Source organism: Kitasatospora sp. NPDC051164 (assembly GCF_044455625.1).
Lineage (GTDB): Bacteria > Actinomycetota > Actinomycetes > Streptomycetales > Streptomycetaceae > Kitasatospora.
This window is the reverse complement of sequence record NZ_JBITFB010000038.1, coordinates 55793-75855: the sequence shown is the minus strand read 5'-3', so window position 1 is coordinate 75855 and position 20063 is coordinate 55793. Positions and strand designations below refer to the sequence as shown.

The following is a 20063-nucleotide window of genomic DNA, read 5'->3' as shown; positions in this document are numbered from 1 at the left end:
CCGGAACGAACCGGCCCGAAGGAGACCGACACCCGCATGACGACCCCCCGAACCGTACCCCTCGACCTGCGCCTGCTGCCCGACCCCGACCACGTCCTGTACCGGCTGCCTCCCCGGATGTCCCCGCACCGGGAGGAGTTGGAGCGGCTCATCCTGGAGTGGGCCGACCGCTACGGCCTGGTCGACGGACCGCGCGCCCGCCGGCGGCTCGCCGACACCCACCTGGGCGAGCTCATCGCCCGCTGCTACCCGCACCTGCGCGCCGAGCGACTCTCGCCGCTCGCCGGCTGGTTCACCTGGGCCTTCGTCATCGACGACCTGTACGACGGCTGCGCCTCCGCGGAGGCCGCCGACCACACCCGCGCCACCCTCCGGATGCTCGCGGCCCTCTCGCTCCGATCAGCCGAACCGTCACCGGCCGGGGACGCACCGCCGCTCGTGGACGAACTCGCCGAGGTGTGGCGGCGCCTCGCCGGGCGGCAGAGCATCCAGTGGCAGCTGCGCTTCATCACCCACATGGGGCAGTTCCTGGACGCCTTCCGCTACGAGGCGGTCAACCGCGAACACCGGCACGTCCCCGCCGTCAGCGGCTACACCCAGCTGCGCCGTGCCTCCGGCGGCATCACCCCCTCACTGGACCTGCTGGAGTACGCGGCCGGCCTGGAAGTACCCGCCCTGCTCCACGAGTCCGAGCAGCTGCGCACGATGGTCAACAAGGCCTCCGACGTCGTCGTCTGGGTCAACGACGTCCTCTCCCTGCAGAAGGAACTCGTCGTGGGGGAAGTCACCAACGGCGTGCTCGCGGTGAGCCGGGAACTCCGCTGCGGCATCCAGGACGCCATCGACCACGTGTACCGCAAGGTCGCCCGCGACATCGAGGTCTTCCTGCATGCCGAGGAGTCGCTCACCACCCTCTGCGGCAGCTGGCACGGCCTGCCGGAGGCCGACCGGGCCGCCGTCGGCACCTTCACCGACGGCATGAAGGCCTGGATGCGCGGCAACCTGGAATGGGAAATCAACTCCCGCCGCTACGTGGACATCGACACCCTCCGCCTCACCCGTGACCCGGATCTGCTCGGTGGGCGGACCCCGGCCTGACGCTCACCCGTGAGCCCCCCTCATGACAGCCTCAGCTGCGGAAGGCGGCCGCGTGGTCGGCGGCCCAGGTGGCGAAGGTCCGGGCGGGGCGTCCCAGGAGCTGGGCAACGGTGTCCGTCGTCGGGCCCGGTTCGTCCAGGCATGCGGCCGCGTAGCCGATCAGCCGGTCGGGTACGTCCTCGGGCAGCCCCTGGGCGAGCAGCGCCCGGCGCAGCTCCTGGGGGGAGATCTCCTCGAACGACAGCTCCCTGCCGATGGCCTCGCCGATGAGCCGGGCCTTGTCGCGCTGGGTGAGCGACTCCGGCCCGGTGATCGCGTACGCGCGGCCCGCGTGGGCGGCGTCCAGCAGCGCCCGGACGGCGATCTCGGCGATGTCCCGCTGGTGGATGGGGGAGGTGGCCGCATCGCCGTACACGCCCCGAGCGGTGCCGGTCGCGCGGATCTGCGGCGCCCAGGCCAGGGCGTTGGCGGCGAAGTCGGCGCACCGCAGGAACGTCCACGGCAACCCGGAGGCTCTGGCTGCGGCCTCGACCTGCTCGAACTCCTCGGCGAAGCGCCGGTACCCGCCGCCGTACTCGACGGTGACCGCCGACAACACCACCACGCGCCGCACGCCGCGCTCGGCCGCGAGCGCCAGCAGCTCGGCGCTCGCGCCGCCGACGGCACGCGGACTGAGCAGGAGAGCCTCCACGCCGTCCAGCGCCGACGCCAGCGACCGCGGCCTGGACGGATCCCCGACGATCGGCCGGACACCGTCGGCGAACCCGCCGGCGGCCGGATCACGGGTGACTGCCGCCGCCTCGGCTCCCTCCGCCACCAGCAGTCTCAGTACGTCGCGACCGACGGTTCCGGTCGCACCGGTGACCATGATCATGTGCCTTCTCCTGTCCGGACTGCTGTTGCGAGATGCTTCTGCAGGAACGCGATCTGCGCCTCGACGGCCTGTTCGTGCGCTTCCAGAAACGGGGCGTAGTGGCGGCCGGGCAGCCGGACCACCTCGGACGCCGGCGCGTTCCGGGCCGCCCGGACGGCGGGGCCGGGGAGCACGCTCCGGTCCTGGTCGCAGACGACCACCAGCAGCGGGCACCGTATCCGGGAGGCGTGGCGGCCGGGCCGGTACCCGCCGACCTGGAGGGCGATCCGTGCGGCGACCGTCTGGTCCCAGTTCGTGTGGCGACGCTCGGGGTCGAGGGCCCGGTCGCCGTCCATCGCGTCGGGTGTGGTGAGCGAGGCGACGGCGCCGCGCGGTCCGGCGGCGGGGACCAGCAGCGGCGCCCGCCCGAGCAGGCCCCCGAGCGCGTCCGCGACACCCCGTCCGAAGAGCCGCAGCAGCGCGAGGGGCGTCATGGAGCGCAGCGCGTGGGGAGCGACCGCGAGGCCGTCGACCAGCGGGGTCTGGGCGATCGCGCCGGCCAGTCGCGGGTGGTCGGCCGCGACGCGGAAGATGTGGCCGCCCGCGAGCGAGAAGCCCCAGAGCGAGATCCGGTCCGGGTCGACGTCGGGCAGAGCGGCGGCGTACTCGATCGCGGCGTGCCAGTCGGCGATCTGCTCGTCGAGGCGGACGATCTGACGCGGCGTGCCCCCGCTCTCTCCGAACCGTCGGTGGTCGAAGGCGAGGACCGCGAAGCCGGCCTCGTTGAACCGGGCGGCGAACAGGTCCGAGGCCGGTTCCTTCGTCACCGCGGTTCCGCCGGCCATGATCACGCAGCCGCCGTTGGACCCCGGGTAGTGCCAGGCGGCGCACGAGGTGTCGCCGCTGGCGAAGCGTACTTTCTCCCGTTGCCTGGGCTCCTGTTGCCGGGGCTCCCGTTGCTTGGGCTCCCGTTGCTTGGAGTCCTGTTCCTTGGACACGGGCATGTGGACCTCCGTGGTGGATCTGTCGTTCTCGGAGCGGATGACCTCCATGGTTGGGGCGTCGTCCCCGGAACGGGCGCCGCGAGGCCACGGGATGAGCGAAACTTTCCTTCATGGCGCGCGAATCGACGAATTCCGTACTGAGCCTCCCGGATCAGCGGCTGGTGGCCGCGCTGCAGTGGGACGGCCGCCTCACCGCGGAGCGGGCGGCCAAGGTGCTGGGGCTCAGCCCCGCCACCGTCCGCCGCCGACTGCACGCGCTCGGCGCCGACGGCACCGTGCGCGTGGTGATCTCACCGGTGGCCCGACCGCGCAACGGGGGCTCGGCCGGGGCCCTGTTCCTGCGCATCCGGGTCCTGCGGGGAAAGCTCGACACGATCGTGGCCGCGCTCGCGGCGCGCGAGGACATCCCCTTCATCGACGTCACCACGTCGGGTGACGAGATCTTCGCGGTCGCCCGCACCGAGCCGGGCTCACGCGACCAGTTGGTCTTCCGCCGACTGCCCTCCACCCAGGCGGTGACGTCCCTGGAGAGCGCCACGATCCTGCACGTCTTCCGGCTCACCTCCGAGTGGCGCCACCAGGTGCTGACGGCGTCCGAACGCGAGGCTCTGATCCCGGGCGAGCCGGTCCCCGGGGCGGCCGGTACCGGATCCCCGGGCCCGTACGGCGTCGACACCGATGCCCTGGAACAGGAGCTCATCGACGCCCTCGCCCTTGACGCGCGCCTGCCCGCGGTGGCCGTGGCCGAGCGCACCGGCCACCCGGAGAGCACGGTGCGGCGACGCCTCGCCCAGATGGCCGCCCAGGGCCGACTGGTCACCCAGGTGCTGGTCGACCCCCGCCGCCTCGGGCTGCCCATCGAAGCCAAGTTCCTGCTGCGAGTGGCGCCGGACCATCTGGCCGCCGCCGGCCAGGCGCTGGCCGACCACCCCGCGGTGCACGGCGCCTTCGCCACCTCGGGACCTTCGAACCTCCACGCGGCCGCGTACTTCCCGGACCTGACGACTCTCTACCGCTTCCTCTCCAGCGACCTGGTCGGCCTGGGCATCACCCACGTCGAGACGGCCATCGTCAGCCACGCCGCCAAACGCACTCCCATGCCGCTCCAACCGGCCTTGTCGAGGTGAGGGCAGAACGAGCGGTCGACGTGGGACGCCGGCTGCCGCTTCGACCCCGAGAAGCCCGAACACCGCTGGGTTAGCCTGGCCGGAGGGCCGTCGCGGCTGACGCCGCCGCCGCCGTTGAGAAGGGACCCGCCATGACGCACGCCGTCGAACTGCGTCTCGCCGGCGCCGATCCTCTGACCGTAGGCCGGAAGCCCGCTGCTGAACTCGGACCGGATCGCTTACCCGTTCGGATGCCCAATGCTCCGACCCTCCTGGCGGAAGGCCGACAGGTCGACTCTCGCCCCGGTGGTTCCGGGCCTTGCTACCGTGAGCGGGGACAGACAATCGGGGGGCCTGATGAGCAGCTTCCACGTCAAGCCGGTGGACATGATCCTCTCCTCCGCCGGGTTTACCGATCTACACAACACGGCTGCGCAGCTCTACCGCAGCCTCGTCTTCTCCATGGACGACGTCAAAGGCATGGCTGGCGACGACGACGCCGGCAAGAAGTTCGCCGCCAAGTACGATCCCGCAGCACAGAAGATCGCCGACGCGATGGCCCAGGCGGTCGGCCAACTCGGCGGAACCGCCAACGGCCTGTACACCATGGCGGTCAACTACCTGCAGACCGAAGCCGATGTCGCGGCCTCGATGATGGCCCCTCAGAAGCTCCCCGCGTCCGCCGACCCGGCGTGCGACGAGGAACTGGCCAAGGCCAAGCTCAACTCCGCCGTGGGCCACAACGGCAGTGGCGCGGTCCACGATTTCCTCAAGAAGTTCTGGCCGCAGGGTGACCCGGGTAAGCTCCGCCAGGCCGCAGCTGGTTGGAAGAACTTCGCTAGCCTCGTCAGCCGGCTGGGAGTCGAGGGCGACAAGAGGGTGCAGCGGGTCACCGCGTCCAGCACGTCCAGCGCCGTCACGAGCTTCGCGCAGAACTGGGCGAAGATGCACGACGGCTGCGCCACGCAGGGCCCGTTGCTGAACAGCATCACGAATGCGGCTTTCAAGCTGGGGCAGGCGTGCGAGGCGTATGCGAAGGAGGTCGAAGACCTGCGGGACACCCTGGAGGACCTCGCTATCGCTGCAGGGCTCGTCGCGGGCACCGGGATCGCGTTGACGATCTTCACGTTCGGTGGTTCCGACCTCGCAGCCGCCGGAGGGGAGGCCGCGATCGCAGCCGAGGCCGGCACCGCAGCGGTCGCCATGACAGCAGCGGTAGAGGGCAGCGCGGAACTCGCCGTGCTGGCCGAGGCGGCAGCCGTGGTCGACACTGCGGCGGCGAGCCTGATCCCGGTGGGAGCAGCGGCCGCCGCCACGGCCACCGCGGCCGTCGTGCTGGCCGGGGCGAGCGACGCGGCAGCAGCGCCCACACCCAAGCCCCCGCCGTTCACGGTCACCCCGGGTATGCCGCCACTGCCGCATGATCCGACTAGCCCGTTCCCGCTGCTGCCCCCGAAGGAGCAGGCCGCGATCCGGGCGTGGATGACGCAGATGGAGCAGGACGGCCGTACCTTCCAGGCCAACGGCCCCCATGCGCCCAAGCCCCCGGACAAGCCCGACCCGAAGATCAACGCGAGGCGGGCTTACCAGGTCAGGGTTGCCGGGTCGACGGAGTACCGGTTGTACACCGACGTCAAGGAGCCGGGCACCGGTCGCGAGCTGGGCATGGATGCCGACGGTGTCCGCCCGGAGGATGGCGCCGCGATCGACGCCAAGTACATCGGCCAGCAGAAGAGCTGCAAGTCTCCGTTCCGCCTGGACAACGCGGACGGTGTGTTCGAATTCGCCTACGAGCACACCATGGAGGGGGAGTCCAAGAAACTGGAGAAGTACGCATCGGCCTTGAAGGACCCCCGGAACAAGGTCAACCACCTTGAACTCATCACGAACGACCCTCAGGCCTCCGCCTACTTCCAGTCCCTTATGACGGCGGAGGGCGTAACCGGCCGCGTCCGCATCGAGCCCTGACCGGCCATACTCGGCCTGCGTCACCGAGAGAAACGAGAATTCCGTGGGAGCCAGCTTCAACGTCAGTGCCGACCGCGAGCGTGTCGGGCCGTGGGCCTTCACCGGGGAGCAGGTGAAGGAATGCGTCCTGGGGTACTGGCCGGACGCCACGGTGAGCAGCGCGTTCGAGGGCTTCCTGGAGATCGTGGCGAACGTAGAGCCCGGGCGGCCGGCGGAGCTGTCGTTCAACCTCCGGCACGCCGTGTTCTCGTTTGAGGACCGGGGGTCGCACGTCGGGCCCCTGACCGTCATCTACAGGGTGCTGCACGACTTGGCGCCCGAGGTGCCCGTCGTGTGGTGGATCGACTACGACGTAGACCTCCAGCCCCTCGATCTGGCAGGAGGCCTCGACGCGTTCATTGCGAGTCTCCCGGCCTAGCCTGCCGACGGCCACGGGCTGGGCCAGGGCGGTCGCGACCGGCGGGTTGAGGTTCCAGTTCCGGATGTGGCTCGTCCGGTAGGGGATCATGGGTGGTGGTGCGGGCGCGTACCACGGAGGAACTGCGCCCATGTCCCGCCCTACCCGGGCTTAGTGTTGGCTCCGGAAGTCCTTCGGGGGCTGATCACGTTGCCGGGGCGACGGAGGATTCTTCCTGGTGATCGGCGGTGTGCCGGTCGAGCCTGGCCAGCAGATCGTTCAGGTCGGAGGTGGTGAACTTCCACTGGAACGGCTGTGCCGTGGCGTTGTAGCGGTCAAGCGCTGGTCATCCGGTCGGCGGCCTTCTGGCCGCGGTGGGAGGAGCCGTTGTCCACGATCCAGAACACCCGCTTCGCGCTGGCGTAGGGTTCGGTGCTCATGACCTGGGCGACCAGGTTCATGAACGGGCTGATGCCGGTGCGCGGCTCGGTACGGCCGAAGGCTCGGGCCTGGTGGACGTCGTAGGCGGCGAGGTAGGCCAGCGCGCCGCCGCGGCCGTAGGTGTGGTTGACCCGTATTGCCCGGGCCTGCCCGGGCGCGAGGGTGGGGTGGCAGCGGCAGCGGGCCTGGATGGAGGTCTGAGACCTCACTGCGCGTCAGCAGTCACCGGGCGGCCGGGTTCAGTTCGTCGCGTCGGCCAGCCAGAGGTCCGGGCCGAAGACCTCGTACTGGATGTGCCGTGCCTGGATTCCCGCGAACAGAAGTTGGCTTCGGACCGCGCGCATGAAAGGCAGCGGGCCGCAGAGGTAGACGTTCGCGTCGGCGGGCAGCGCGAAGCCCTGCAGATCCATCAGCCCGGTTCGCGCAGTCGGCTCCTCGGGTCCGGCCTGCTCATACCAGAACAGCGCGCGGGCTTCGGGGAGCGCCTCGACGAGCCGGTGGACGTCGGCGCGCAGCGCGTGGTCGGCGGCCGAGCGGTCGGCGTGCAGCACTACGACGGGCCGGGTGGAGCCGGTGGCGGCCAGGTGTTCGAGCAAGCTGACCATCGGGGTACAGCCGATGCCGGCGGAGATCAGGAGCAGTGGGGAGCCCGCGTCGTCCAGCGCGACATCGCCGAACGGGGCCGACAGCATGAGCTGGTCACCGACGCTTACGGTGTCGTACAGCAGGTTGGAGACCTCGCCGTCCGGCAGGCCCTCCTCCCGGACGCGCTTGACGGTGATCCGGCGCTGCTCGCCGCCGGGCGCGCAGGACAGGCTGTACTGGCGCAGTTGGTGCACGCCGTCGGGCATCGGCACGCGCACACTGACGTACTGGCCGGCGCGGGCCGGAGGCGTCTGCTGCCCGTCTGCGGGGCACAGCAGGAGGGAGACCGCGTCCGGGGTTTCCTCGCGGCGCTCGACAACGGTCCACGGGCGCCACGTGTTTCCGGCTTCCACCTGCGCGTCCTGGTACAGGCGGGCCTCCAGGGCGATGAGGGCGTTGGCCATGAGCCAGTACACCTCGTCCCATGCCGCCGCCACGTCGGGTGTGACGGCGTCACCCAGGACCTCGGCGATCGCGCCGAAGAGGTACTTGTGGACGATGGCGTACTGGTCCTCGGTGACGCCGACAGAGGTGTGCTTGTGGGCGATTCGGGCGAGCAGCGCGTCCGGCCTGGCGTCGGGGTTGGCGAGCAGTGCGCCGGCGAACGCCGCGATGGAGCCCGCCAGGGCTTGGCGCTGGGCGCCGCTGGCCTGGTTGCCGCGATTGAACATGCCGTCGAGGAGCTCGGGGTGCTCGGCGAACATCGTCGCGTAGAAGCGAGAGGTGATGTCGTCCAGGGCTGCACCGACGGCGGGAAGGGTAGCTCGGACGGCAACGGCGGATTCAGGTGAAAGCATCGATACTCCTGGGAAGTGAAGGGATCACTGCGTGCTTGCCGATGAAACGCTGCTGAATGGTGTCTATCAGAGGTTGTTCGAGGCGTTCATGGCAGGCATGGAAACGGCTTTGCATCAAGGCCGAACGTCCCGCACCCGGGGCCCGACCGTCCCCGGTCGAGTTTCCTCGGAGGCCGCCCCGTCGTGGTTCGGCCGGTGCCGCGCGCCTGTCGCACTCCTGCGGTCGCCGAAGCAGGGCCGTTCGGCCCTGGCCCACGGGTCCTTCGGCGGGCAGGACCACGTCGGCCCCCGGGGTGAACCCGAGAACGGTGCGCATGGGGCCTGCCGGACGGGGCCAGGGGACGTCCGGCCCTCGCCGGGTCACAGCTGCCGGGTGACTATCGGGGCATGGAACTCGGACGTGAGGCAATTGGCGAGCGGCAGTGGCTGACACTGCTGGCAGGACGGCAGGTGGGGCGTCTGGTGTACACGGTCGGCGCGCTGCCAGCGGTGTTGCCGGCCCGCTTCCGGCTCGACACTGACGGTTCCCTGCTGCTGCGGGTGCCGGTCACCGCCGGGCTGGGACGGGCCCTGGACCAGGCCGTGGTGGCCTTCGAGTCGAGCGAGGTCAGCGCGGCGGACGGCAGCGGCTGGAGCGTCACCGTGCTCGGACATGCCACCGCGACGCCCGGCGTGGACACCGTGCGCGTGCAGGCGGAACTGGTGACGGGCCGACGGCTGGCACCGGTGGCCGCAGCCGAGGAGCCATGACCTCGCGGCGACTGCCGTCAGCGCCTGACGGCTGCTCACGGCTGCGCCAGCGGTGCCTTCCATACCAGCCGGGTACCTTCCTCCGGAGCCTGCACGTCGAACGTGCCGCCCAGCTTCTGGGCCCGCTCGGCGAGGTTGTGCAGTCCGCTGCGGCGGCTGTCGGCGGGGATCCCGACGCCGTTGTCGGTCACCATGAGGACGACCTCCGTGAAGGTCGGTACTGGTCGCCGGAGCCCCGCTCATGGACGCCGCGCCGGACAGGGTGCCCTCGGCCGGGACGGTCAGCCCCAGGCGTCCGGGGGCGTCCGCGCCGAGGGCGAGTTCGACCGTCAGCCGGTCCGACCCGGGCAACGGTACGGATACGTCGGCGAGTTCCGCCCCGGTGATCTCCCGGGCGCGCTGCGCGATCAGCTCCAGTACCTCGCCACGCGGGCTGCCGGACAGCAGGCCCCGGGTGATTTCCGCACTGGCGCGCAGCCAGCGCTGCTGACGCTGGGACACCTCGTACAGCCGGGCGTTGTCGATGGCCCTGCCCGCGGCGACGGCCAGCGTGGCGATCACCGTCTCGTCGTCGGCGTCGAACTGGGGGCCGCCGTGCCTCTCCGCGAGGTAGAGATTGCCGAACGCCTCGTCACGGATCCGCACCGGGACCCCGAGGAAGGTGTGCATCACCGGGTGGTTCGCCGGAAAGCCGTGGGAGGAGGCATGCGTGGACAGCTCGGCCAGCTGCAGCGGCTCCGGGTGCCGGATCAGTTCACCGAGGATGCCCTTGCCCGTCGGGCACGGGCCGATCGTCGCGATCTCCTCCGCCGACATGCCGACCGTGTGGAACTGCGACAGGCTCTGCCCGTCCGGCCCGATCACACCGAGCGCCGCATACCGGGCGTCCACCAACACGGCGGCCGCCTCAACGATCCGGCGCAGCGCCTGGGTGAGGTCAAGCTCACGGCCGACCGAGAGCACCGCCTCCAGCAGGGCTGTGGACCCGGTCGCGGGTGCCGCGCGCGGCGTCGATGCGCGCCTGGAGCTCGTCCAGACGCAGCTGCGGCAGCGGCGATGCGGCCTTCTCCTCGCCCACCGGCATTCTCCTTGATGTGCGCGACCCGTCCCACCGAGGGTTCACAGCAGCGGGCCGGGCGCAGGCGGCGGCAGCCCGCGTGTGCCCGGCCCGATCCAACCGACAGGCCCGTAGGTCCTTGCTTCGGGAGCTTGCCGGCCCTGTGCCGCCCGGTGCCGGGCCGGTCATCGTGTGAGCGATGGGTGACGAGCGGAGGAGATGGACATGGAGTCCGAGGTGCCGCGTGAGCGGCGGATCGTCGTGGGAGTGGACGGCTCCGCGCAGTCCAGGGAAGCGCTGCGCTGGGCGGTCGAGCAGGCGCGGGCGACTAGCGGGGTCGTGGAGGCCGTGACCGCGTGGGAGTACCCGCAGACCTACGGCTGGAGGGTTCCGGTGGTCGCCGGCGAGTTGGCGCGGGCGGCCGGCCATGCGCTGGCCGACAGTGTGGCCGAGGTGGTCGGCGCCAACCGTCCAGTGGAGATCCGTGAGCGAGTGCAGTGCGGTAACGCGGCACAGGTGATTCTCGAGGCCGCGCAGGAAGCCGAGTTGCTGGTCGTCGGAAACCGGGGCCATGGCGGGTTCACCGGGGCCCTGCTCGGATCGGTCAGCCGGCACTGTGTGCAGCATGCCCCGTGCCCCGTCGTCATCGTCCGCCACGCCCACAACGAAACGGCAGGGCGAGGATGTTGACCCGAACCAGCGCACCTCTCGCCCGCCCACTGGACAGCTCCGCCGACCGGCAGGCTGTGGCTGCGCCGGCCGGCATGTCCGTGCAGGCTGCCGGCGCCCTGGACATCGAGGACACCCTGGCGGCGTTGCGCACGCGCCGCGCCGGGCTGTCCCCGGACGAGGCGCGCGAACGGATCGCGGCCGTCGGTCCCAACGCTGTCCGGTCCCACCACGTCCGGCTGCTCACAGTGCTGGTCCGCCAGCTGCGCAGCGCGTTGCTGCTCCTGCTGCTGGTGACCGCCGTGGTCTCGTACTTCTTCGGTGAGCGGACCGACGCCGTGATCATCGGCGTGATCCTGCTCCTGAGCGTCGCCCTGGGCTTCGCCAACGAGTACCGGGCTGAGCGGGCGGCCGAGGCGTTGCACTCGCGCGTGCGCCACACGGTCGTCGCCGTGCGCGACGGCCGGGAGACGGAGGTGGACGTCACGGAGCTGGTCCCCGGCGATGTGGTGCGCCTGGTTCTCGGGCAGGTGGTGCCCGCCGATCTCCGGCTCCTCGAATGCACTGCCCTGCAGTGCGACGAGAGCGTGCTGACCGGCGAGTCCGTCCCAGTGAACAAGGACACCGGGCCGCTCCCCGCCGGGACGGCCCTGGCCGAGCTGGCCGGCTGCGCGCTGATGGGCACTGTGGTCCACGCGGGCGCCGGTACCGGGGTTGTGGTCGCCACGGGCGGGCGCGCCGAGTTCGGACGGATCGCCCTGGGCCTGGGGGAGCGGCAGCCGGAGACCGACTTCCAGGTGGGGCTGCGCCGGTTCTCGATGCTGCTGCTCCAGGTCGCGGCGGTGCTCACCACGGGCATCTTCGTGACCAACATGCTGCTGCACCGGCCGCTGCTGGACGCCCTGCTGTTCTCACTGGCCATCGCCGTGGGCATCACCCCACAGCTGCTGCCCGCGGTGGTCAGCACCAGCCTGGCTGCGGGCTCGCGCCAACTGGCCCGCCGCAAGGTCCTGGTCAAGCGCCTGGTGTGCATCGAGGACCTGGGCGACATGGACGTCCTGGTCACCGACAAGACCGGGACCCTCACCGAGGGCCGGATCGCCTTCCAGGCCGCCCTCGACGCGGACGGTTGCGATAGCGAGGAAGTCCTCCTGCTCGGTCTGCTGGGTACCGAGAGCGATCTGGACGGCGCCCACCTGGGCGGCAATCCGCTGGACAGCGCCCTCTGGCAGGCGCCTCGCGCTGCCGAAGCGCTCACCCACGGCTATCGCCGCCTGGCCGTCCTGCCCTTCGACCACGAGCGCCGGCTCACCTCCTCCCTCGTCCAACGGCCTGACGGCAACAGGGTCCTGGTAGCCAAGGGCGCACCCGAGGCCGTGCTGGCCCGCTGCCCCGACGTCTCCGACCGGGCGACCGCCGTCCTGACCGAGTTGTTCGCTGCGGGCAGTAGGGTGGTGGCGGTCGCGACCGGAGATGCCGGTACGGCCACCGCGGTCACCGCGGCCGATGAGGCCGGTCTGCGCCTGGCCGGTTTCCTGGTGTTCCTCGATCCGCCGAAACAGAGCGCCGCCGACTCGCTGCGCCGCCTGGCCGAGCTCGGTATCACCGTGAAGGTCTGCACCGGTGACAACCCGCTGGTCGCCGAGAAGGTCTGCCGCGACCTCGGGCTGCCGGTCGCCCGCACGCTGACCGGTCAGGACATCGCGGCGCTGGACGACCGGCAACTCGCCGTGGCGGCACAGGAGTCCACGGTGTTCGCCCGGGTCTCACCGGAGGACAAGGCCCGGATCGTACGGGCACTGCGACGGCGCGGACGGGCTGTCGGGTTCCTCGGCGACGGCGTCAACGACGCGCTCGCGCTGCACTGCGCCGACATCGGGCTGTCCGTGGACACCGCCACCGACGTGGCCAAGGACGCCGCCGACGTCGTGTTGCTGGAGAAGGACCTCGGCGTGCTGGCCGAAGGCGTCGCCGGCGGTCGCCGGATCTTCGCCAACACCATCAAGTACGTACTCATGGGCGCGTCCAGCAACTTCGGCAACATGTTCAGCGCCGCGGGGGCGTCCCTGGTGCTCTCCTTCCTGCCGATGCTGCCGTCCCAGCTCCTGCTGAACAACCTGCTGTACGACTCCAGCCAGCTGGCCATCCCCACCGACCGGGTGGACGCCGAGCAATTGGCGGCGCCCTCGCACTGGGATATCTCCCTCATCCGCCGGTTCATGCTGGTCTTCGGACCGGTCAGCTCGGTGTTCGACTTCGCCACGTTCTGGGTGATGCTCGGGGTCTTCCACGCCGGGCCCGCCCTGTTCCGCTCGGGCTGGTTCGTGGAGTCGCTGGCAACCCAGACCCTGGTGATCTTCGCCATCCGTACCCGGCGGGTGCCCTTCCTGCGCAGCCGCCCGAGCCGGCCGCTGTCGGCCGCCGCACTGGGGGTGGTGGCGCTCGGCATCGTCCTGCCGATGTCCCCCCTGGCTCCCGCCCTGGGGTTCCAGCCGCTGCCCGCCGGGTTCTTCCTGGCTCTGGTCGTCATGACCGGGCTGTACCTGCTCCTGATCGAGATCGCCAAGCGCCTCTTCTTCGGCCGGACTCCCCGGCCGACCGTGGCCCCCGCCGGCCGACGCGGTCACGAGCACCGCGTCCAGCGCCGGGCCAGCCGCTTCAGCCACCTAGGCCCGCTCGCTCCCGGCCGGCGCTGACGTGATCCTCGGCGGCCGGGGAGTCCGGCCGAAGGTCCCGGTGTCCCGGCCCCGGTGGCCCTATGACCTCGAAAGCCAGGCCGGGCATGGTGGACGTACGGACTGCCGACACGAGAAGGTCGCCCTCGGGGCGCACGATGGAGGTACGGCCCGAATCAGGCGAGACAGCGATCCCTTCGGGAGACCACCATGACCCAGCCGTCCTTGACCCTCGCGGAACTCCGGCTACTCGCGGACGCCGGCGGCGCGGCGCCGTCGCTGCACAACAGCCAGCCCTGGCGCTTCCGCCCGGGCCCGGACCGCAGGAGCCTGCTGGTCTTCGCCGACCCCACACGCGCCGTGCCCGTTGCCGATCCGGACGGCCGATCCCTGCACATCTCCGTGGGCGCGGCGCTGTTCAACCTGAAGACGGCCAGCCGGCACCTCGGGCGAGCCGCCACCGTGGCGCTGTGTCCCGAGTCTGCGGACCCCGACCTCCTCGCGGTCCTCGACCTGTCCGAGCCGGGCTCGCCCGATGATCCGGACCTGTACCCGGCCATCGAGCACCGCCACTCAAGCCGCCAGCCGTTTGCCAACCATGACGTGCCGGAAGCAGTAGTCGGGGAGCTGATGGGGGCAGCCGCCGCGGAGGGCGCCACGCTGGCCGTGTTGGAAGAGGCCGGGGTGCGCCGGGTGCTGGAGCTGACCACCGAGGCCGAGCAACGGATCGCCGCGGACATCGCCAGGCAGGCCGAGACCCGCACCTGGCTGCGGCTGGAGGAGCCGACTTCGGACGGCATCTCGGCCGCGGCGCTCGGCCCGCTCGACCGTGACGCCCGGGTGCCCATGCGCAGCTTCACCGGGCACCCGCCCAGGCCCGCCGCCCCGCACACCGAGCGCTTCGAGGCGCTGCCGCAGGTCGCCGTCATCAGCACGCACGGTGACCACCCCGCGGACTGGTTGCGGGCCGGTCAGGCGATGGAGCGGGTCTGGCTGCTCGCGACACTGCGCGGGGTACGGGCCTCGGTGCTGCACCAGGCCGTCGAGTGGGCCGACACACGGTGGCGCCTGCGCGACCCTGCCGAGGGACCGGGGCACGTCCAGATGGTGATGCGACTCGGCTACGGCCCGGGCGGGGCACAGACGCCCCGGCGGCCGGTGGAGGAGATCCTCGACCTGAGCGAGCATCACGAGAGCCCTGGCGCAGCGTCAGACAACAGCTGAGCTGGTGGCTCACGAAGGGCCGGCGGGGCGATGGTTGCCAGGGCGCCAGCGATCGAGTTCGCCTCGTTGACGGTCTTCGCGTTCCCGCCGCGGGCGCCGCCGACCAACTCTTCCTCCTCACCACCCCGATCCGGCACAGCAGCAACCTCCGGCCTCCTGGCCGAGTGCGAGGAGGACATCCCTCAGCGGTACACAGCGCGGTCGACGGTGAACCTGAAAAACTCACCCTCCGACCAGCGCTCGGTGCCGTACCACCATCCGGCGCTCGCGGTGCGCGGGATCGTGAAGCCGCCGAAGACGGCCTCGTCCTGGAAGCCGGCGCCGAAGACGTGCTCGCGGTAGCCGCTGCGGTCCGGATCACCCCATCGGCACAGCGTGACCGACTCCAACGCCCCCGAAGCCGCGACCTCCACCGTCACACGGACCTCGCACTCCCCGACCGAGACCCGGGCGACAGCCCGCCGGTGGTCGACCGGCCCCCAGACGACCGCCGGCCCCAGGGCCGCAGCCGGCACGAGGATGAACTCGCCGGCTAGGCGACCGGCGGCGCTGCGGGTGATATCGGCTCCGATGCCGGACATGACCGGGACCGCGCCGAGCAGCCGCCAGCGCATCTCGCCGGTCCCGTTGCTGTACCGGTCGAACCCGCTGACCGGCAAGGCGGTCAGATGCGCGGTCGCCGCCCAGAGGAATCCCTGCGGCGGGGTGAGGACCTGAACGGCCTCAAACCGCCGCCACGCGCCCAGCCGGATCTCACCGTGCATCGCCAACTCGACCGACCCCAGCAGCGCGGTCCCAGGGGCGATGGCGTGCACCAGCCAGCGCCGCACCGGCGGGGGCAAGCGCGCCACCATGGCCGGATCGAACACCGCGGGCCGCGGGGTGGGGACGGCAAGGGATACCCATTCCCGGCGCGCCCGACCGGTGAGCGTGCGCGGGGGGCCCCCGACGGCCGCTGCCCGGCTCACCGGAACCTCACCTGCGGGCTGCGCCGCACGACGAGTGTGCAGCCGAGTACGGTGATGAGTACGCCGGCATCAACGGCCAGCCCCGCTCCCGCAGCTGAACCCATGAGCGCGAGCACTGGCGCCGACACGACAGCGGCCACGACGGTCACCGCCGCCCACCGCAGGTGGGCTACCAGCAGCACCGCCGACCACACGAGGAGCATCGCCGCCAACAGCCACAGGGTGCCCACGATGGTGCCGGCCAGCGAGCCCGGCCGGGGAACTGCGTCGGCGTACCGCAGACCTCCCGGTTCGGCGAGCCGCCACAGCACAGCCACGCCCAGGAGATGGATAAGGCCGTGTCCGGCCAGTACGGTGCCGCCCAGCCATCGCACTACCCGCTGCCCGCCGGTGGGTCCGTGACCACGCTCCGGAGGGGCTGTTCCCGTCGCAGACGACGGTCGATGCCGAACGGATCCGGGCATTTCTGCCTCCTGGCCTCCGGACCCGCCAACCGGGTCGCCGGCTCCGAGTCTGGCCGCCGTGAGGGGGCGTTTCCAGGGCTGAATGGCACCGATGCGCCCGGCAAACGGCCCGACGCGCACGAGATCGACGGCCCACTGGCCGTCCTCGGTGCGTGAGCCGCCCCGCCGTCGCCGCCACGGCGAACACCGACTGCGCCACGACGGTCGCCGCGATCACGGTCTTCCGGCGCGGGATGCTCCCCGTCCTGTGCCGCCATCTGGCCCCACTGGCCGGCGCGGCTGGGCGGGGGCGCGAGCAGAATCGGTGGGAGAGCCGACGCCTCTGCCGTGCGGCGCAGTGACGGCGACCCGGGCACTGCGCCGACCTCCGTCTCCGGGAGGACATCGTGAACGAGAACACCACCGGGTCGGCCGACCCCGAACTCCTGCACCGGATCGAGGTGCGGCGAAGACAGCTCGGCCTCACCGAGGCCGAGCTGGCCGACCGGGCCGGCATGTCGCCCCGCTACTTCCGGCACCTGCTCGACCTTGGGACCGACTTCTCACCCAGCGGCTTCCTACGCATCGCCGCCGCCCTGGGGATGACCTACCAGGAGTTGATGGAAGGCCGCACCGACGCACCGCCGGGGCAGCCCGGAGCATCCGCCCACCCGGTGCTCATGAGGCTGACAGCCGAGGCGTGCTGGGAGCGACTGGGCACCCACGGCATCGGGCGGATCGCGCTGCCTGTCCACCCGGGGCCCGGCGTGTTCCCGGTCAACTACCTCGTCGACGGCGACACGGTCGTCTACCGGACGGATCCGGCGGGCGCGGCGGCGGCCGAACCCGGCGGTGAGGTCTCCTTCCAGGTGGACCACATCGACGAGCACCGGCGCGACGGCTGGAGCGTGCTGATCGTCGGTACCGCCGAGCACGTCACCGACCCGGCTGCCATCCGGCGCCTCGCCGAGCAGCCTGGCGCCGCACCATGGGCCGGCGGTGTCCGCCCCCTGTGGATCCGCGTCAGCCCGGCGGAGGTGAGCGGTCGCCGAATCCACGGTCTCTGACGGAGGGCCTGGTAATACCTGTCTGAGGATGGGGCGAACTAGCGGTGGTGGTTGATCCGAGCGTCCCCGGTGGTCGACCGGCGTCGTTAGATAGGGGTGACGACGCCTGCGATGGCTCCGGGACCGCCCGCGAGAACCGCCTTCCACTTCCCTGACATGCCGATCTACTCGGAGCCGGCGGCGTTGTGGCGTGCGAGCGACCCGGTGGCGCCGAGGCAGCCCGATCCTGTGTGGGGAATGTTGGTTGGCGGTTCGGGGCGTCGCCGGAAGCTCGCCGGGGCCTGCAACTCGGGGGCAGCGTGACCTCCGCAGCCGCTGCTGCCTTGATCGATAGCATCGTGGCGGCGGTGAGCACCGGTGAGCACCGGTGAGCACCGGTGAGCACCGGCGAGGACCGCCGGGTCAGCCGGCTGCTGCGGCAGTTCTCCGCCCGCGCCGATATCGAGGCGCTCTACGCGCTGAGGGATGCTTTCGCAGTGACCTGCGGGAAAGAGCCAAGGCGGCCCGGTGGGAGTTGCCTGCTGGGCAGGCGAAGATGTTGGCGCACGCCCCGGCGATCAGCAGCATGGTCCTGCGGTCGCGCACTGCCCGGCGCGATTCGCGGGTCGCGGCGATCTCTCCGTTGAACCAGGGCAGGCCACCGGGGCGGTGGATGATCAGGTGGGACTGGCCGGGCACCGCCGACTACGACTGTTCCGACCCGGCCGAAGCCAAGGCCCTATGGCAGTCGGCCCATCCGTTGTCTGGCCAGGCGGGACTGGCGGCGGGGGGATGCGCCTGGTCATGAGGTTGACCGCGGCACAGGTGATCAGCCCCTTGGCGTCCTTGGGCCGACTGACGTCTTCACCGTGAGCTTCAGGTCCTTATCGCCCAGGTCGGAGCCCAGGGCGGGGTCACGAGGCCGGGCGGCCTGTGGCGGCGTGGGCGGCGAGGGCCTGGGTGGCGATGACGGCGGCCTGGACCCGGCGCTCGACGCCGAGCTTGGCCAGAAGCCGGGAGATGTGGTTCTTGACGGTCTTCTCGGCGAGGTAGAGGCGCTGGCCGATCTGGCGGTTGGTCAGCCCTTCGCCGATCAGGGCGAGGATCTCCCGCTCGCGGTCGGTGAGTTGGGGGAAGTCGGGGGTCCGCTGGGTGGATTCGCCGCGCAGGCGCGCCATCAGTCGAGTGGTGGCGCCGGGGTCGAGCATGGACTGCCCGGAGGCGACCGTCCGGACGGCGGAGACCAGGTCGGTGCCGCTGATCTGCTTCAGGACGTAGCCGGCGGCCCCGGCCATGATCGAGTCCAGCAGGGCCTCCTCGTCGTCGAACGAGGTGAGGATCAGACACGCCAGCTCCGGCATGCGTGAGCGCAGCTCCCGGCAGACCGTGACGCCGTCGCCGTCGGGCAGGCGCATGTCCAGGATCGCGACATCGGGGCGCAGCGCGGGGACCCGGGCCAGGGCCTGCTCGACGGTGCCGGCCTCGCCGATCACGGTCAGGTCGGGTTCGGCGTCCAGGAGGTCGTGTACACCCCGGCGGACGACCTCGTGGTCGTCGAGGAGGAACACCTTGACCGGGGTGTTCGCCTGTCCTGCCACGTTCTCCGCCATGCCTTCTCCGTTTGCCTGTGCCCGCTGCCACGGCGGGGTGGATTGATCCACGCGGAAGTCTGCCGCGGCTGTCGATCGGACCGGTAGGGCCGGATGGCCCTAGTTTCCCCGGGTCGGCGCGGTGCGGAGTGTGGGTCACCGTGCGGTGGCCGCCTGCAGGTCGCGTTGTCCGAGCAGGGAGGCGGTGTGGCGGCGTGGGGTGGGGTAACCGGCCGGGCCGTAGCCGATGCGCAGGAGCGTCTGGGGAGCGCAGCGGTCCGGGGAGGTGTCGGTCATCCGGGTGCGTAGGTCGGGCCATTCCAGGGCCTGGTGCAGGATCGAGGCGCGCAGGCCGTGGAGGGTGAGCAGGACCGAGAGGTGTAACGCCCGGGTGTCGGGGTCGGTGGCTCGCAGGGCGTATCGGGACGCGGCGTGCACGTGGATGGTGCGGGCGGGTGGGTCGAGGCGGAACCGCCAGGGCTGGGTGTTGTGGATGGAGGGCGCGGCGGCTGCTGCGGCGACGAGGGAATGGGCGGTGGCATCGTCGAGGGGCTGTTCCGGCATGGTGAGCTGGTGTCCTTCCGAAGGCGGACAACGTCCGGTCGCTGTGTCGGCTGACGGTGGTTCAGCCGCGCTGGGTGTCGTCGGTTCGGGGCTTGTGGGAGGTGCGGCCGGTCCAGACGGGCTCGGCTCGTTCCCAGGCGTGCTGCCAGGCCTGGTCGGCCTGGCGGCCAAGGGTGTTCAGCCGCCTGCCGAGGCCGGTGGCGATGACGAGGGACAGGCCGCCCAGGGTGAACAGGCCGACGCAGACCGCGTCGGCGGTGAGGTCCGCCGTGCTGGGCGGCGCGGACGCGAGTTGGCCGCCGTCGCCGACCCAGATCCTGTTGCTGGAGCCCGGGGTGCGAGCCCCTGAGACGTCGATGGTGCCGGTGTTGCGCTGACCGGGCGGGTAGGTCCAGGTCGCCTCGGCCTGGTAGCTGTTGGCCCCGACTGAGAGGGAGGTGACCGTCCTGCGGGCGGGGGTGAGCAGGACGGCTTCGATGTGGTGCAGGTGAGCGGCCGTCACTATCGCGTGCCGTTGGGTGGAGGCGAGGTCGGCGTATGACGCGCCGGCGCCCAACAGGCCGGCCAGGGCGATGCCGAGCACGGCGAGGAGCAGGGCCCGGCTGTGGGCTCGGTCCAGGGGCCGTGCCAGCTCGTTGATCTCCTCGCCGAGGGCTCGGCGCAGGTGGCGGCGCCACGGGCGCACGGCAAGGGCGGACCGCGCCGGGTGGGAAGTGCTGGACATGTCCGTGAACTCCTTCGGGGTGGCTTGCTGGTCGATGCGCAGGTG

At 71.4% G+C, this 20063-nt stretch carries 20 protein-coding genes and 1 pseudogene; 10 read left to right on the top strand and 11 right to left on the bottom strand.

Annotated elements, in window-relative coordinates; all coding sequences use genetic code 11:
• Nucleotides 1-36 precede the first annotated feature (36 nt).
• Complete coding sequence (locus ACIBEC_RS39695; RefSeq protein ID WP_360501605.1) at nucleotides 37-1098, top strand: hypothetical protein; 1062 nt, start codon at nucleotides 37-39, stop codon at nucleotides 1096-1098.
• A 31-nt stretch (nucleotides 1099-1129) separates the two neighbouring features.
• Here ACIBEC_RS39695 and ACIBEC_RS39690 read toward each other — a convergent pair whose 3' ends face one another.
• Entirely contained in the window at nucleotides 1130-1972 is an 843-nt protein-coding gene (locus ACIBEC_RS39690; protein ID WP_360501603.1) for an NAD(P)H-binding protein, read from the bottom strand.
• A complete protein-coding gene (locus tag ACIBEC_RS39685; protein ID WP_360501600.1) occupies nucleotides 1969-2955 on the bottom strand; it encodes an alpha/beta fold hydrolase in 987 nt (328 codons plus the stop codon). Before ACIBEC_RS39685 ends, ACIBEC_RS39690 begins: the two co-directional genes overlap by 4 nt.
• A 110-nt stretch (nucleotides 2956-3065) precedes the next feature.
• On the opposite strand from ACIBEC_RS39685, the gene ACIBEC_RS39680 reads away from it, so the two are divergent.
• From ACIBEC_RS39680 to ACIBEC_RS39670, 3 genes are all read left to right on the top strand, one after another.
• Nucleotides 3066-4082, top strand: coding sequence for an Lrp/AsnC family transcriptional regulator (locus tag ACIBEC_RS39680; RefSeq protein ID WP_360501598.1), 1017 nt, complete (start codon nucleotides 3066-3068; stop codon nucleotides 4080-4082).
• A 336-nt stretch (nucleotides 4083-4418) separates the two neighbouring features.
• Nucleotides 4419-6029: a restriction endonuclease fold toxin-2 domain-containing protein gene (locus ACIBEC_RS39675; RefSeq protein WP_360501595.1), complete on the top strand. Its 1611-nt coding sequence runs from the start codon at nucleotides 4419-4421 to the stop codon at nucleotides 6027-6029.
• Between the two features lie 43 nt (nucleotides 6030-6072).
• Nucleotides 6073-6447 carry a hypothetical protein gene (locus ACIBEC_RS39670; protein ID WP_360501592.1) on the top strand — a complete coding sequence of 125 codons (375 nt, stop codon included), beginning with the start codon at nucleotides 6073-6075 and terminating at the stop codon, nucleotides 6445-6447.
• A gap of 314 nt (nucleotides 6448-6761) precedes the next feature.
• On the opposite strand, the gene ACIBEC_RS39665 is transcribed toward ACIBEC_RS39670, so the two are convergent.
• Together ACIBEC_RS39665 and ACIBEC_RS39660 are read right to left on the bottom strand one after the other, a co-directional pair.
• Nucleotides 6762-7076, bottom strand: a complete 315-nt coding sequence (locus tag ACIBEC_RS39665) for a hypothetical protein (protein WP_360501589.1) — start codon at nucleotides 7074-7076, stop codon at nucleotides 6762-6764.
• A 30-nt stretch (nucleotides 7077-7106) separates the two neighbouring features.
• On the bottom strand, nucleotides 7107-8309 hold the full coding sequence (locus ACIBEC_RS39660) for a globin domain-containing protein (protein WP_360501587.1): 1203 nt from the start codon (nucleotides 8307-8309) through the stop codon (nucleotides 7107-7109).
• Nucleotides 8310-8696: 387 nt separating this feature from the next.
• On the opposite strand from ACIBEC_RS39660, the gene ACIBEC_RS39655 reads away from it, so the two are divergent.
• Nucleotides 8697-9059, top strand: a complete 363-nt coding sequence (locus tag ACIBEC_RS39655; protein WP_360501584.1) for a pyridoxamine 5'-phosphate oxidase family protein — start codon at nucleotides 8697-8699, stop codon at nucleotides 9057-9059.
• Between the two features lie 35 nt (nucleotides 9060-9094).
• Here the strand turns inward: ACIBEC_RS39655 and ACIBEC_RS39650 are convergent, their stop codons facing one another.
• Together ACIBEC_RS39650 and ACIBEC_RS39645 are read right to left on the bottom strand one after the other, a co-directional pair.
• On the bottom strand, nucleotides 9095-9253 hold the full coding sequence (locus ACIBEC_RS39650) for a hypothetical protein (RefSeq protein ID WP_360501582.1): 159 nt from the start codon (nucleotides 9251-9253) through the stop codon (nucleotides 9095-9097).
• A gap of 16 nt (nucleotides 9254-9269) precedes the next feature.
• Nucleotides 9270-10143: pseudogene (locus tag ACIBEC_RS39645) on the bottom strand (GAF domain-containing protein); the annotation flags it as partial.
• Nucleotides 10144-10341: 198 nt separating this feature from the next.
• Between ACIBEC_RS39645 and ACIBEC_RS39640 the strand changes: the two are divergent.
• The 3 genes from ACIBEC_RS39640 (at nucleotide 10342) to ACIBEC_RS39630 (ending at nucleotide 14684) form a co-directional block, all read left to right on the top strand.
• Nucleotides 10342-10806, top strand: a complete 465-nt coding sequence (locus tag ACIBEC_RS39640) for a universal stress protein (RefSeq protein ID WP_396290116.1) — start codon at nucleotides 10342-10344, stop codon at nucleotides 10804-10806.
• A gap of 74 nt (nucleotides 10807-10880) precedes the next feature.
• The gene (mgtA, locus tag ACIBEC_RS39635; RefSeq protein ID WP_360501576.1) at nucleotides 10881-13481 is read left to right on the top strand and encodes a magnesium-translocating P-type ATPase; all 2601 of its coding nucleotides are present in this window, start codon (nucleotides 10881-10883) and stop codon (nucleotides 13479-13481) included.
• Nucleotides 13482-13670: 189 nt separating this feature from the next.
• Nucleotides 13671-14684, top strand: a complete 1014-nt coding sequence (locus ACIBEC_RS39630) for an Acg family FMN-binding oxidoreductase (RefSeq protein WP_360501574.1) — start codon at nucleotides 13671-13673, stop codon at nucleotides 14682-14684.
• Between the two features lie 182 nt (nucleotides 14685-14866).
• Here the strand turns inward: ACIBEC_RS39630 and ACIBEC_RS39625 are convergent, their stop codons facing one another.
• Entirely contained in the window at nucleotides 14867-15553 is a 687-nt protein-coding gene (locus tag ACIBEC_RS39625; protein WP_360501721.1) for a DUF6544 family protein, read from the bottom strand.
• Nucleotides 15554-15648: 95 nt separating this feature from the next.
• Nucleotides 15649-16026, bottom strand: coding sequence for a hypothetical protein (locus ACIBEC_RS39620; protein ID WP_360501572.1), 378 nt, complete (start codon nucleotides 16024-16026; stop codon nucleotides 15649-15651).
• A 242-nt stretch (nucleotides 16027-16268) separates the two neighbouring features.
• On the opposite strand from ACIBEC_RS39620, the gene ACIBEC_RS39615 reads away from it, so the two are divergent.
• Nucleotides 16269-16457, top strand: a complete 189-nt coding sequence (locus ACIBEC_RS39615; RefSeq protein WP_360501569.1) for a hypothetical protein — start codon at nucleotides 16269-16271, stop codon at nucleotides 16455-16457.
• A 45-nt stretch (nucleotides 16458-16502) separates the two neighbouring features.
• On the top strand, nucleotides 16503-17162 hold the full coding sequence (locus ACIBEC_RS39610) for a pyridoxamine 5'-phosphate oxidase family protein (RefSeq protein ID WP_360501566.1): 660 nt from the start codon (nucleotides 16503-16505) through the stop codon (nucleotides 17160-17162).
• Between the two features lie 893 nt (nucleotides 17163-18055).
• On the opposite strand, the gene ACIBEC_RS39605 is transcribed toward ACIBEC_RS39610, so the two are convergent.
• The 3 genes from ACIBEC_RS39605 to ACIBEC_RS39595 all read right to left on the bottom strand — a co-directional run bounded on the left by ACIBEC_RS39605 (nucleotide 18056) and on the right by ACIBEC_RS39595 (nucleotide 20018).
• Complete coding sequence (locus tag ACIBEC_RS39605) at nucleotides 18056-18751, bottom strand: response regulator transcription factor (RefSeq protein WP_360501563.1); 696 nt, start codon at nucleotides 18749-18751, stop codon at nucleotides 18056-18058.
• A gap of 135 nt (nucleotides 18752-18886) precedes the next feature.
• Nucleotides 18887-19294, bottom strand: coding sequence for a hypothetical protein (locus ACIBEC_RS39600; RefSeq protein ID WP_360501560.1), 408 nt, complete (start codon nucleotides 19292-19294; stop codon nucleotides 18887-18889).
• 61 nt (nucleotides 19295-19355) lie between these two features.
• The gene (locus ACIBEC_RS39595) at nucleotides 19356-20018 is read right to left on the bottom strand and encodes a hypothetical protein (protein ID WP_360501557.1); all 663 of its coding nucleotides are present in this window, start codon (nucleotides 20016-20018) and stop codon (nucleotides 19356-19358) included.
• Between the last annotated feature and the right edge of the window lie 45 nt (nucleotides 20019-20063).